Genomic DNA, 12,151 nt, shown 5'->3' on the forward strand with positions numbered 1-12,151 from the left:
ACTGTCCGACAAAAGACCTGCAAGGCTTCCAAGGCCAAGGTCAATTATGCTAGCAGGCGAGCATGCGGAACGGTGCTCGTCTTTGGATCGTGCTCGCGGCGGTTTTCGCCGGCGGGGTCGCGCGCGCCGAGATCGTCCAGAAGCCCGCGATGTCGGTTTCGGCCAAGGATGGCCGCTTCGCCGGCTATTACGCGGCCTTGCCGCTGGATCTCTCCACCGACAATGAGAAGGTCGCCCTGACGGTCAAGTCGTCGGGCAAGCTTGGAAACCCGACCTACGATCTCGATCTCAACTTCGTTCAAAAGCCCGACGATGAGCGTGTCGGCCAGCGATCGCTGGCGCTGGGCGCCTCGTGGAACGAGAACGAGGCGCGGCTGCGCTCTTCGATGTCGAAGCTGTTCGGCTTTGGGCTGCTGCCCCGCGCCAACTACGTTCGCGTGTCGATGGATATGAACGCCAGCCAGTCGATCACTGCGCAGGGGGTGGCGCCGGTTGCGCGGGCGAATATCCGCTCGTCCCTGACCCTGGACGGCAAGCCGATCGGGTCCATCGCAGTGGGCGGCGGCACCACCGGTGATGAGGGCGTCGATCTGAGCCTGACGCGGCCCTTCGATCTGCCGGCCGAGTTCACCGTGAGCCTGCGGGGCGTCAATAACCCGCGGGAATCCTGGCGGCTTCAGGACGCCCGCGCCATGGTCAAGCTGGTGAAGGCGACCTGGTAGCCTCCGGCTTCCGGTTTCTTTTCCCCGTCACCTCTGCGAAGCGCTTTAGGTATTCCGGGTGCTCGGTGCCCATCAGCTTGTCCCACCAGGTAAAATAAAGACCGTAGTTCCAGCCGGCCTGCGCATGGTGCAGGTCGTGATGGGTCACGGTGGTCAGCCACGGGATCATCGGCCGCCCGTCTTTGCGCGCGGGGAATAGCTCGTAGCCAGAGTGTCCGATCGTGTTGCGAACGATCTGGTGCAGCATGAAGAGGCCGACCACCGGCCACTGGGTCGGGACCAGGATCATCCAAAGCGGCACGAAGACGCCGTTGATGGCGGCCTCGCCGAGATCGAAGCTGTAGGCGCTGAACGGCGATGGGTTGTTAGACCGGTGATGCCGACGGTGGAAGGTCCGAAACAGCCGCCGATCATGGATCAGCCGGTGCGTCCAGTAGAACCAGGCGTCGTGGGCGATGATCATCAGGACGAGGCTGGTCGAGAACCAGACCGGTCCCCAGGTCTTGGCGATGGAGGGGCCTGGCAACAGTCCTGCCCGGAACAGACCGAACGTCAGCAGGCCCAGCGTCGAGAAGATGGCGATCGAGCGAATGGAGACAGCAAACTCGGTCAGCAGTTGACGTGCTGGTGGCCGACTGTCGCGGATCTTGCGACCGGCCAGGGGTTTGGCGAGCACGACCCAGAGGATCAGCCACACCCCGACCGCGAATATAACGTAGCGGGTGATGTCCAACTGCATGCCGACAAGCCAGTTGCGGGCGTAGGGAAGAAGGGTGTCGAGCATGGCGCGCTCCGAGGGTTGCTAGGCCCGAAGAGAGAAGGCCGCGCGACCAGCTTGCGTCTCGCCGTCCTTGAAATCAGGCGGTCTTGCCCGTTTTCGGCGCGCGTTCGCCGCTTTCGACAAGCCGTAGGGACGGGTAGGTTGGTGTGGCCTCCTGACGCCAGGCGGTCGGGGTCGAGCCCGTGGCGGCGCGAAAGGCCCGGTTGAATGGCCCCAATGAGGCGAAGCCCAGCTCGTAGGCGATGGTCGAGACCGACTTCAGCGCCTGTTCGGGATCGGCGAGCGCGACCTTGGCGGCCTCTATGCGCCGGCCGTTGACGTAGTCGGCGAAGTTGCGGTGTCCCAGCGTGCCGTTGATCAGCTTGCGAAGCCGATGCTCGGGCGCGCCTACCAGGGCGGCCAGGCTCCCAATCGACAGGTCCTCGCCGCGCCAGACCTCGTTCTCGTTCATCGCCTTGTCGAGGCGGGCCAGGATCAGGCGGTCGGCGGGGGTGAGATCTAGGGTTTCGGCGGCCTTCGGGGGGGGCGCTTCGCCGGCCGCTGGCGAGACCTGGACCAGCACGGGTTCGGCGCGCAGCAGCGCGAGGGCCGAGCCGACTCCAAGGGCTGCGGTCCCCAAGGCCTGAACGAGGCTTGGCAGGACGGGGCCTTGGCCGAAGCCGAAGTCACAGAGAGTCTGCACGAACATGTAGCCCGTGGCCGCTGCGGCGATCGGCGCGCGCAGGTGGCGGCGACGCTCGACGAGGTCAATCCGCCAACCGCGCCAGGCCATCAGAAGGATGTGGCAGTGAATCGCGACCGAAACTGCGGCGAAGCTCCACCAGACGGCGGCCCGCGCCGGTGACGGCGGAAGGAACGCGCCGGCCGCCCACTGAACAATCACGAACGCGGGCACTACGAAGCGCCATGCTGGGATCTTCGGCTCGTCCTCGAACAGGACCGAACAGAACAGCCAGAACACGGCGGCGGTCCAGGCCGACAGCGCCCAGGTCAGAATGCTGAAATGGCGCTGCTCGGCATAGAAGAAGTGGCTGTCGATGACGTGAGAGATCGCGCAGGCCATGAGCAGGACCCCCAGCCAACGGACGGGGGTCATCTTCCGGCTGGCGGCGAGCGAAACGCCCGTGGCGGCGAAGGCGCCGACGGCGAGGCCGCGCACCGCGAGTTCGACTTGCGCGAGATCGGTCATGGCCGATCATGGTGGCCAGCGAGCGCGCGCTTCAACCCGCGCCGCTGGCCGAAATCCGAAAACGCTCTCTACTTCTTGGCCTTGTAGGCCTTCACCGCGCCCATGGTCTGCTGGACGTGGCCCATGAAGTTGCCGTCGGTGTGGCTGAGCAGGATCTTGCCGTCGGGCGCGATCACATACGAGGTGCGATTGGACCAGTCCGGCTTCACCGCCAGGGCCACGTCATAGGCCTTGATCAGCGCCTTGTCGGCGGCGGCCACTGCGAACTTGTCGCGGCAGTGCTCCTTGGAGAAGTCCTTCAGGCGATCGATGTTGCCTGCCGTCACGCCGATCACCGTCGCGCCCAGCTTTTCGAACTCAGGCGTCGCCTCGGCGAATTCGTGCGCCTCTGCGGTGCAGCCCGAAGTGTAAGCCGCCGGGAAAAAATAAAGGACAACCGGCCCTTTCTTGAGCGCCTTGGCCAGGTTGAAGTCAAAGTCCTTGCCGGCCAGGGCTCCCTTGGCCGTGAAGTCCGGGGCCTTGTCGCCGACCTTGAGGGCGGCCAGGGCGGGGGAAGCGGCGGCAAAAGCCAGGGCGGCCGCGGCGACGCCGGCGAGAACGGATTTCATGGCGCGACTCCAAAGTGCGTGGATGCCTCGATTACGAGAGCCGTGGCACTTTGGACGTGGTCGCGGTGATTGCAAGCCTCGGCCGCCACGCGGCGTCGCACTTGCCCGTGTCTCGGCTTTACCCTAACCCTCGCGGCCTTGAATCTCTCAGAAGCGGAGCGGGCTTAGATGAGCATCGCCTTCATTTTTCCGGGCCAGGGCAGCCAGTCGGTCGGCATGGGCGTCGATCTGGCCGAGGCCTTCGTCACCGCGCGCGAGGTCTTCCAGGAGGTGGACGACGCGCTGGGCCAGAAGCTGTTCGCCTTGATGAAGGACGGTCCCGAAGGCGACCTGACCCTTACCGAGAACGCGCAGCCGGCCCTGATGGCCGTGAGCTTGGCGGTGACCCGCACGCTGGAGAAGGAATTCGGAGTCGGGATCGACAAGGCCGCCTTCGTCGCCGGTCACTCGCTGGGTGAGTACTCGGCCCTGGCCGCCGCCGGCGCCATCAGCCTGGCCGACACCGCGCGTCTGCTGAAGCTGCGGGGCCAAGCCATGCAGCGCGCCGTGCCGGTGGGCGAGGGAGCCATGGCCTCGCTGATCGGTCCGAAGACCGATCTGGCCCTGGCCGAAGCCGCCGCCGCCGCCGGTTCGGAGGTCGGGGTCTGCGTCGTGGCCAACGACAACAACAACGGCAACGTCGTGATCTCCGGCGCCAAGGCCGCTGTCGACAAGGCGATCGAGAAGGCCAAGGAACTGGGGGCGCGGGCGATTCCGCTGAACGTCTCAGCGCCCTTCCACTGTCCGCTGATGAAGCCGGCCGCCGACGAGATGGCGACCGCCCTGGCTGCGGCGACGATCATCGCCCCGCGCGCGCCGCTGGTCGCCAACGTCACCGCCGCGCCGGTCCACGATCCCGACGTCATCCGCAAGCTGCTGGTCGAGCAGGTCACCGGCCGCGTCCGCTGGCGCGAAAGCATGACCTGGATGGCGACCGAGGGCGGGGTCACGCGCTTCGCCGAAGCCGGCGCTGGCAAGGTGTTGTCGGGCATGGCCAAGCGCATCGCCCCGGACGCCGAAGCTGTCCCCCTCAACACGCCGGCGGACCTCGAAGCGTTCGCCAAGTCGCTCTAAGCCCTAGGAAGTCCGAGCATGTTTGATCTTACCGGCAAGACTGCGCTCGTCACCGGCGCCACGGGCGGCATCGGCGGCGCCATCGCCCGCGCCCTGCACGCCCAGGGCGCGCATGTCGTCCTCTCCGGCACGCGGGAATCGGCCCTGGCCGAGCTGAAGGCGCAGCTGGGCGACCGCGCCTCGACCGTCGTGGCCAACCTCTCCGACGCCGAACAGGTCGACGGCTTGGTCGCCAAGGCCGAGGAAGCCGCCGGCGCGCCGCTCGATATCGTGATCGCCAACGCCGGGATCACCCGAGACGGCCTGATCGTCCGCATGAAGGATGAGGACTGGGACACCGTGATCAAGGTGAACCTGGAAGGCTACTTCCGCCTGGCCCGCGCCGCCGCCAAGGGGATGATGAAGCGCCGCGCCGGCCGGATCATCGGCATTACCTCGATCGTCGGCGTCACCGGCAACCCCGGCCAGACAAACTACGCCGCCTCGAAGGCCGGCATGATCGGGTTCTCCAAGGCCTTGGCCCAGGAGCTGGCCAGCCGCGGCGTGACCGTCAACTGCGTCGCGCCTGGCTTCATCGCCAGCCCGATGACCGACGCGCTGAACGAGCAGCAGAAGGCCGGCATCCTGTCGACCATCCCCGCTGGCAAGCTGGGCGAGGGCGCCGATATCGCCGCCGCCTGCGTCTATCTCGCTAGCGACGAGGGCGGCTACGTCACGGGTCAGACCTTGCACGTCAACGGCGGCATGGCGATGATCTAGGGGCTTTAAGATCCAGCCGCTTTGGCGAAGCTTCTTTGTCGAGGCTTCCCAACTCAACGTCCTCCACGCGCCGTTGAAGCCCGGCGCGGATATGGCGCACGCTTCGCCTTGCTACGACGACTGCTTCGCCTTCACGCGGTTTCATTCCGTCTTCCTGCTGGGCAGGTCGCCGCATGTTCTGGCTGAGCGGACCGGATTCACGATTGTTGATCGCGAGCGCGATGGCGAATACATCAACTACGTGTTTCAACGAGTCTGAAATCGTCGACCGTTGAAGCCGCTCGCCGCAAGAGCGCTTCGCGGGAGATCGGCGGCGCTGGTCACCCGAAAAAGAACGTGATAGGCGGTGGCCCGACGAGCCGTGGTGATCTCCCTGGGAGGGGGCTGCGGCTTCTGAATTTGATCAAGAGGGACTGAACAGAATGTCCGACATTCTCGAGCGCGTGCGTAAGATCGTCATCGAGCACCTGGATGCCGATCCCGAGAAGGTCACCGAGAAGGCTTCCTTCATCGACGACCTGGGCGCCGACAGCCTCGACAACGTTGAGCTGGTGATGGCGTTCGAAGAAGAGTTCGACATCGAAATTCCGGACGACGCCGCCGAGCACATCCAAACGGTCGGCGACGCCGTGAAGTTCATCACGGAAAAGACCGCCTAAGGTCTTCGGGTTCGCCTTGTTCGCGAACCGGAGTATTTCCGCCGCGCCGCACGGGCTCTTGCCATCGTGCGCGCGGCGGTTTTCGTTTTAGGCCAAGATTCGCGGTGGCGCGGAGCGGGGGTCTTTCCCACATCCGTCGTCCCGCATCGAAGGTTGGGAGTGAACCATGCGTAGAGTCGTCGTCACGGGTATCGGCCTGCTGACCCCGCTCGGCCAAGGTGTCGACATCACCTGGAAGAACATCCTCGCCGGCAAGTCCGGCGCGAATCGCATCAGCGCGTTCGATCCCACCGACTATTCCTGCCAGGTCGCCTGCGAGGTTCCGCGCGTCGATGGCCGTGGCGGCGGCGGTCCCGATGTCGAAGGCTCGTTCGACCCCGACCAGACCATGAGCCCGCGCGACCAGAAGCGCGTCGATGACTTCATCCTGTACGGAGTCGCCGCCGCCGACGAAGCGATCAAGGACTCGGGCTGGGTCCCGGAGACCGACGAGGACAAGTGGCGCACCGGCGTCATCCTAGGGTCGGGCATCGGCGGCTTGTCGACGATCGCCGACACCGCGCTGGAACTGGAGGCGAAAGGCCCGCGCCGCGTCAGTCCGTTCTTCATTTCCTCGGCCCTGATCAACCTGATCTCGGGTCAGGTCTCGATCAAATACGGCTTCAAGGGCCCGAACCACGCTGTTGTGACGGCCTGCGCGACCGGCGCTCACGCCATCGGCGACGCCGCGCGCCTGATCAAGTACGGCGACGCCGACGTGATGATCGCCGGCGGCGCGGAAGCTGCGGTCTGCAAGGTCGGCATCGCCGGTTTCCAGGCCTGCCGCGCCGTGGCCACCGCGTTCAACGACACGCCCGAAAAGGCCTCGCGTCCCTATGACAAGGACCGCGACGGCTTCGTGATGGGCGAGGGCGCCGGGGTGCTGGTGCTGGAAGAGTACGAACACGCCAAGGCGCGCGGCGCCAAGATCTATGCCGAAGTCGCCGGCTATGGCCTGTCGGGCGACGCCTACCACATCACCGCCCCGTCGGAAGATGGCGAGGGTGGCGCGCGGGCCCTGGCCGCCGCCGTGCGTGACGCGGGCCTGAAGCCCTCGGACATCAACTATGTCAACGCCCACGGCACCTCGACCATGGCCGACGGCATCGAAGCCAAGGCGGTCGAGCGGTTCCTCGGCGATCACGCCAAGAACGTCGTCATGTCCTCGACCAAGTCGATGACGGGCCACCTCCTGGGCGCGGCCGGCGCCATCGAGGCGGCGTTCTCTATTCTGGCCATCCGCGACCAGATCGCACCGCCGACCATCAATCTCGACAATCCGGATGTCGAGGTCGCCATGAACCTGGCCCCGCACAAGGCCGTGCCGATGAAGATCGACGTGGCCGTGTCCAATAGCTTCGGCTTCGGCGGCACCAACGCCTCCGTCGTGTTCAAGAAGGTCTCGTGAGCAAAAAGTCGCCGCCTCGCGCCCGTGCTCCCAAGGGAGCGGGCTCCCGCCGTGAGACGGCCTCCGCCGGCCGTCGCATGATGAGGGCCCTGTTCGGGGCCGCCGCTACGCTGGTCGTGGTCGGTATGGTCGCCTTGATCGGCGCGGCCTGGGTCTACAACGGTCCGGGACCGGCGGCGAAGGACGGCGACAAGACCACCGTGGTTCTGCGCAAGGGCGCCAGCCTGCCCGAGATCGCCTCCAGCCTCGAGCGGGGCGGCGTGATCGGCTCTTCGTCGATCTTCATGACCGCCGCCAAGATCACTGGCGCGGCGCGGACGCTGAAGGCCGGCGAGTACGAGTTCAAGAGCCGGGCCTCGATGGCTCAGGTTTTGGACGCCGTGCGCCGGGGCCGCATCGTCCGCCACTGGATCACCATCCCTGAGGGGCTGACCTCGGACATGGTCATGGACATCCTCAACAAGTCGACGGTGCTGACCGGCAATGCGGCCACGCCGCCTGAGGGCGCGATCCTGCCCGAGACCTACGAGGTCCAGCGCGGCGAGGATCGGGCTGCGGTGCTTCAGCGGATGATGGACGATCGTGACGCGGTGCTGAACGCGCTTTGGGCCAATCGGGCGCCCAATCTGCCGTTCCGCACCAAGGAGGAAGCCGTCACGCTGGCCTCGATCGTCGAGAAAGAGACGGGGCTAGCCGAGGAGCGCCCCCGCGTTGCCGCTGTGTTCGTGAACCGGCTGCGCACCGGCATGCGGCTGGGCTCGGATCCGACCATCATCTACGGCATTTCAAGAGGTCGGCCGCTAGGGCGCGGCATCCTCCTGTCGGAGCTTCGCCGCCCGACTCCTTACAACACCTATCTGATCGATGGCTTGCCGCCGACGCCGATCGCCAATCCCGGTCGCGAAGCGCTGGCGGCCGTGATGAACCCGCCCAAGAGCGACGATCTGTACTTCGTGGCCGATGGGACGGGCGGACACGTCTTCGCCCCGACGCTGGAACAGCACAACGCCAACGTCGTTAAGTGGCGTCAGATCGAACGCGAACGCGCGGAAAAGGCGCCGACCCAGCCGGCGGCTCAGCCGCTCGCGGGGGGCTGAGGCGTGGCGCTATCGGGGATGACCGGCTTCGCGCGCGTCGAAGGGGCGCACGGAGCCTGGTCCTGGGCCGTGGAGGCGCGCAGCGTCAACGGGCGGAACCTTGAGACGCGCTTCCGGGGTCCTCTGGGCTTCGAGGGCCTGGAACGCGTCGCTCGCGACGGCGCCCAAGCGCGGTTCCAGCGGGGCCAACTGACCGTCAACGTCCAGGCCAGGCGCGCGGAAGCCTCGGGCGAGACCCAGGTCAATATCCAGACGCTTGAGCGCTACCTGACCGCTGGCGGGCCCTACGTGGCTACCGGCATGGTCGCCAAGCCGACTCTCGACGGGCTGCTGGCTCTGAAGGGCGTGATCGAGGCGCGGGAAGACGTCGACGACGCCGAGGCCCGCGCGATCGTTGAAGCGGCCATGAGCGCCTCGATTAGCCAGGCGCTGGACGGGCTGAAAGCGGCGCGTCTGGAAGAGGGCGCGGCGCTGGATCCAGTGCTCGGCGGCCTAGTGACGCGCATCGAGCAGCTGACGGCCCAGGCCGAGCGGGAGGCCGCCGGGCAACCGGCCATCATCAAGGAACGCTTCGCGCGTCGCATGACCGAACTGGTCGGCGAGGCCGCCAGCGAGGAGCGCATCGTTCAGGAAGCCGCCGCCCAGGCGGTGAAGGCCGATGTGCGCGAGGAACTCGATCGCCTTGCGAGCCACGTCGCCGCCGCGCGTGGCCTGCTGTCGGGCGAAGGCGCGTCGGGCCGGCGGCTCGACTTTCTGTCTCAGGAATTCATGCGAGAATCCAATACCCTCTGCTCGAAGTCAGCCCTCACCAACCTGACCGCGATCGGTCTGGAACTGAAGGCTGTGATCGAGCAGTTCCGCGAGCAGGTTCAGAACGTTGAATAAGTCCCATCACCCTCACCGCGGCCTGCTGTTGATGGTCGTCGCGCCCTCGGGCGTCGGCAAGACCTCGCTGACGCGTCGCCTCGTCTCCGACCATGGCGACCTGCACCTGTCGATCAGCGCCACGACCCGCGATCCGCGCCCCGGCGAACATGACGGCCGCGACTACCACTTCGTCTCGCGCGACAAGTTCCAGGGCATGTTGTCGGAAGACGCGTTCCTGGAATGGGCCGAGGTCTATGGAAACTTCTACGGCAGCCCCAAGGCGCCGATCATGGAGGCTCTAAATCGCGGCGAAAGCGTGCTGTTCGATATCGACTTTCAGGGCGCGATGAAGGTGCACAAGCAGGCCGGGCCGGATAGCGTTCTGGTCTACATCCTGCCGCCGTCCTTGGCCGAGATGAGCCGTCGCCTGCATACGCGCAGCCAAGACAGCGAGGAGGTGATCCACCGCCGCCTGTCGCGCGCCAAGGATGAGGTCGCCGCGTGGGAGCAGTTCGACTACGTGATCCTGAATGACGATTTCGATAGGGCTTACGCCGATCTGGCGCACATCTATCATGCCGAGCGGCTGAAGCGCGCGCGTAATCCGTGGATCGGTGATCTCGTCAACGACCTGCTGCGGGAAGAGATATGAGGCTGGGCGGCGGGTCCGCGACCCGCCGCCCAGACTGAGTTAAACGGCGCGTCGGCCAAAGATGAGGTGGTACAAGGCCAAGATGACCACCGCCCCGATCGTGGCGACCAGCAGGCTGTAAAGATTGAAGCCCGAAACACCGGCGTTGCCGAACTGGTTGAACAGCCACCCGCCGACGAACGCGCCGACGATGCCGAGAACGATATCCAGCAGCACGCCGCTGCCAGTGCGGTTGACGAGCTTGCTGGCGATGAAGCCGGCGATCAGGCCCAGAAGCAGCCAGGCGAGAATAGACATCGGTGGAACTCCGTGAGCGGTCGCCCCTTTGCGACCCTGCCCAAACAAGAGCCCAGCGGCGCCGTTAGTTCCCTGCGCGAAGCCGGTCTTGAACGTAGGCGATCAATTTTTCAGCCGGCGGACGGCCAAGAGCGATGAATACGCCCGAGCCCAACACCGCCCCGATTAAGAATTCCAGGCTCATCGTGACACGCTCCTAAGATCACGTGAGCTAGTGCAGGCGCCGCGTGGCGAAGCCAAGGCGACATCGGGGCGCTGCGACGATCCGTCCCGAGCGCCGGCTTCAGGGGATCGCGCGTGTCGGCGTCTGGAGGGTGAAGACGCATGTCAGGCCCTCAGGCGCATAGTCGAAGGTGGCGGTACCGGCCAGATCGCCGCGCAGGCTTGAGGTGATAAGTCGCGATCCAAATCCCTTCCGCACAGGCGGGTGGGTGTGCGGTCCGCCGCGCTCTTGCCAGGTCAAGGTCAGCCGCGAGCGCCCCTCGTGCGACCAGCAGATTTCGATTTTCCCCTCGTCGGTCGAGAGTGCGCCGTACTTGGAAGCGTTCGTCGCCAACTCGTGGAAAATCATGGCCAGCGCCACGGCCGCATTCGGCGCCAACGGGGTGGGCGGCCCATCGACGCTCACCTGCGTCGCGTACGGCTGTAGAGCCTCCAAGACCAGTTCGCCAAGATCGGCGCCCTCCCAACTGCGCCGGGTGAGGAGATCGTGGGCGCCCGCCAAGGCCATGATGCGCTCATTGAACTGCGCCAGGCCGTCCTCGCCGCCATCCTTGAGGCTGTGACGGGCCAGCGACTGGACGACCACGAGCGTGTTCTTCACCCGATGGTTCAGCTCATTGATCATCAGTTGCTGCCGCTCTGCGGCCGCGCGGGCTTCATCGTCACGGCGGCGCAGAATATCCGCCGCCGCGCGGAGCGAGCCGCGGACCTCGGCGATCTCCTGCAGGTGCGATGGCGCGGGCGCCAGGGAGTGGCCCGCAGCGAGCGCCTCGGCCTCGTCGACGAGGCCACGCACGTCCCGCGAGATCGGGCGGGCGAACGCCAGGGCGGCCATCACGCCGAGCGCGATCATCAGAGCCGAGCCGAGCATCGCAGGACCCAGCGAGCCCAGGATAGTTCTGTTCAGTTCATCGCGCGGCACGCCTACGATGAAGGTCCAGCCATAGGTTGGCGATCGGCTGAAGGCGGAAAGGGTCTCTACGCCATCGAGCGTGTGGGTGTTGACCACCCCGTCCTGCGCGAGGGCCATAGCCTTGCGCATGTCCGGGCTCGCGTGACGACCTAGCATCTTGTCCTGATCGCGGGAGCGGGCCAGCAAGGCGGCGTCACGATCCACGATGCTCGCGGTCCAGGTGTCGGGGAGGCCTTGGCCGCTCACCAACGCCTGGAAGACGGCCGGATGCTGCATGTAGCCCAGAACATAGATCCGCCCCTTCACCAGCACAGGGACGTTCACGCCGATGATCGGGCCGGCGTACGGGCGCGGGATCAGGTTGCTGACATTGGACTTGCCCGTCGTCATCTCGCGCCAGGTCGCGTCGGTGATCGGCGCACGCGGCGGTGGCGCGCCGGGCGGCATGCGCGTGTTTATCCACTGCCGGTCCTGGCTCATCAGCACGACCCAGCCGTCACGGCCTTCGACAGCTTCGCGGGCTTGCTTCTCGAAGGTGGCGAGGTCGCCTTGGGAGAGGGCGGGGGACACCGCCAAGCCTTGCAGAACGCTCTGGCCCTGACCGATCTGGCGGTCGGTGGCCAGGGACAGGGCGCGCGTCGTGGTGACCAGCTGGGTGGCGAAGCGGCGCTGCCCCTCGCTGTATTGCATGGCGACCAGGGCGCCCATCAACAGGATGGCGGGCGCGGCCAGCGTCAGCGCCATGAACAAGAGCCGACGCGTCACGGTGGAAGGCGCTTTTGTTGCGCGGTTGATGGTCACTTCCACTCCGTTCTAAGCCGGGGG

At 66.2% G+C, this 12,151-nt stretch carries 13 protein-coding genes and 1 pseudogene; 9 read left to right on the forward strand and 5 right to left on the reverse strand.

What is annotated here, in order from left to right; all coding sequences use genetic code 11:
* Positions 1-62: 62 nt before the first annotated feature.
* Entirely contained in the window at positions 63-722 is a 660-nt protein-coding gene (locus CSW63_RS11740) for a hypothetical protein (protein ID WP_062099610.1), read from the forward strand.
* Here the strand turns inward: CSW63_RS11740 and CSW63_RS11745 are convergent.
* The 3 genes from CSW63_RS11745 to CSW63_RS11755 all read right to left on the reverse strand — a co-directional run bounded on the left by CSW63_RS11745 (position 697) and on the right by CSW63_RS11755 (position 3,300).
* Positions 697-1,506, reverse strand: coding sequence for a sterol desaturase family protein (locus CSW63_RS11745; RefSeq protein ID WP_062099611.1), 810 nt, complete (start codon positions 1,504-1,506; stop codon positions 697-699). The two genes, CSW63_RS11740 and CSW63_RS11745, sit on opposite strands and share 26 nt — an antisense overlap.
* Before the next feature lie 73 nt (positions 1,507-1,579).
* The gene (locus CSW63_RS11750; RefSeq protein ID WP_062099612.1) at positions 1,580-2,692 is read right to left on the reverse strand and encodes an AraC family transcriptional regulator; all 1,113 of its coding nucleotides are present in this window, start codon (positions 2,690-2,692) and stop codon (positions 1,580-1,582) included.
* A gap of 68 nt (positions 2,693-2,760) precedes the next feature.
* Positions 2,761-3,300 (reverse strand): peroxiredoxin, encoded by a 540-nt coding sequence (locus CSW63_RS11755; protein ID WP_062099613.1) that lies wholly within the window; start codon positions 3,298-3,300, stop codon positions 2,761-2,763.
* Positions 3,301-3,468: 168 nt separating this feature from the next.
* Here CSW63_RS11755 and fabD point away from each other — a divergent pair, with 168 nt between their 5' ends.
* The 8 genes and pseudogenes from fabD (at position 3,469) to gmk (ending at position 9,894) form a co-directional block, all read left to right on the forward strand.
* Positions 3,469-4,413, forward strand: a complete 945-nt coding sequence (fabD, locus tag CSW63_RS11760) for an ACP S-malonyltransferase (RefSeq protein ID WP_062099614.1) — start codon at positions 3,469-3,471, stop codon at positions 4,411-4,413.
* A gap of 18 nt (positions 4,414-4,431) precedes the next feature.
* Positions 4,432-5,172 (forward strand): 3-oxoacyl-[acyl-carrier-protein] reductase, encoded by a 741-nt coding sequence (gene fabG, locus CSW63_RS11765; RefSeq protein WP_099503540.1) that lies wholly within the window; start codon positions 4,432-4,434, stop codon positions 5,170-5,172.
* Between the two features lie 64 nt (positions 5,173-5,236).
* Positions 5,237-5,431 (forward strand): annotated as a pseudogene (locus CSW63_RS11770) (methyltransferase); the annotation flags it as partial.
* Between the two features lie 163 nt (positions 5,432-5,594).
* Complete coding sequence (locus CSW63_RS11775; protein WP_004615098.1) at positions 5,595-5,831, forward strand: acyl carrier protein; 237 nt, start codon at positions 5,595-5,597, stop codon at positions 5,829-5,831.
* A gap of 166 nt (positions 5,832-5,997) precedes the next feature.
* The gene (gene fabF / locus CSW63_RS11780; protein WP_062099616.1) at positions 5,998-7,278 is read left to right on the forward strand and encodes a beta-ketoacyl-ACP synthase II; all 1,281 of its coding nucleotides are present in this window, start codon (positions 5,998-6,000) and stop codon (positions 7,276-7,278) included.
* A complete protein-coding gene (gene mltG / locus CSW63_RS11785) occupies positions 7,275-8,375 on the forward strand; it encodes an endolytic transglycosylase MltG (protein WP_062099617.1) in 1,101 nt (366 codons plus the stop codon). The genes fabF and mltG overlap by 4 nt, the downstream gene beginning before the upstream one ends.
* Positions 8,376-8,378: 3 nt before the next feature.
* The gene (locus CSW63_RS11790) at positions 8,379-9,260 is read left to right on the forward strand and encodes a YicC/YloC family endoribonuclease (RefSeq protein WP_062099618.1); all 882 of its coding nucleotides are present in this window, start codon (positions 8,379-8,381) and stop codon (positions 9,258-9,260) included.
* The gene (gene gmk / locus CSW63_RS11795) at positions 9,253-9,894 is read left to right on the forward strand and encodes a guanylate kinase (protein ID WP_062099619.1); all 642 of its coding nucleotides are present in this window, start codon (positions 9,253-9,255) and stop codon (positions 9,892-9,894) included. The genes CSW63_RS11790 and gmk overlap by 8 nt, the downstream gene beginning before the upstream one ends.
* Positions 9,895-9,933: 39 nt before the next feature.
* Here gmk and CSW63_RS11800 read toward each other — a convergent pair whose 3' ends face one another.
* Positions 9,934-10,191 carry a GlsB/YeaQ/YmgE family stress response membrane protein gene (locus CSW63_RS11800; RefSeq protein ID WP_062099620.1) on the reverse strand — a complete coding sequence of 86 codons (258 nt, stop codon included), beginning with the start codon at positions 10,189-10,191 and terminating at the stop codon, positions 9,934-9,936.
* A 283-nt stretch (positions 10,192-10,474) separates the two neighbouring features.
* Complete coding sequence (locus CSW63_RS11805; protein ID WP_082749760.1) at positions 10,475-12,127, reverse strand: sensor histidine kinase; 1,653 nt, start codon at positions 12,125-12,127, stop codon at positions 10,475-10,477.
* Positions 12,128-12,151 lie beyond the last annotated feature (24 nt).

It is taken from the genome of Caulobacter sp. FWC26 (assembly GCF_002742645.2).
In the GTDB taxonomy this organism is placed as follows: Bacteria; Pseudomonadota; Alphaproteobacteria; order Caulobacterales; family Caulobacteraceae; genus Caulobacter.

What these genes read in the sequence shown, in the direction of transcription:
- CSW63_RS11740 (WP_062099610.1), top strand. Translation starts at nt 63, where the DNA reads ATGCGGAACGGTGCTCGTCTTTGGATCGTGCTCGCGGCGGTTTTCGCC.
- CSW63_RS11745 (WP_062099611.1), bottom strand. Translation starts at nt 1,506, where the DNA reads ATGCTCGACACCCTTCTTCCCTACGCCCGCAACTGGCTTGTCGGCATG.
- fabD (WP_062099614.1), top strand. Translation starts at nt 3,469, where the DNA reads ATGAGCATCGCCTTCATTTTTCCGGGCCAGGGCAGCCAGTCGGTCGGC.
- CSW63_RS11800 (WP_062099620.1), bottom strand. Translation starts at nt 10,191, where the DNA reads ATGTCTATTCTCGCCTGGCTGCTTCTGGGCCTGATCGCCGGCTTCATC.
- fabF (WP_062099616.1), top strand. Translation starts at nt 5,998, where the DNA reads ATGCGTAGAGTCGTCGTCACGGGTATCGGCCTGCTGACCCCGCTCGGC.
- CSW63_RS11775 (WP_004615098.1), top strand. Translation starts at nt 5,595, where the DNA reads ATGTCCGACATTCTCGAGCGCGTGCGTAAGATCGTCATCGAGCACCTG.
- CSW63_RS11750 (WP_062099612.1), bottom strand. Translation starts at nt 2,692, where the DNA reads ATGACCGATCTCGCGCAAGTCGAACTCGCGGTGCGCGGCCTCGCCGTC.
- fabG (WP_099503540.1), top strand. Translation starts at nt 4,432, where the DNA reads ATGTTTGATCTTACCGGCAAGACTGCGCTCGTCACCGGCGCCACGGGC.
- CSW63_RS11755 (WP_062099613.1), bottom strand. Translation starts at nt 3,300, where the DNA reads ATGAAATCCGTTCTCGCCGGCGTCGCCGCGGCCGCCCTGGCTTTTGCC.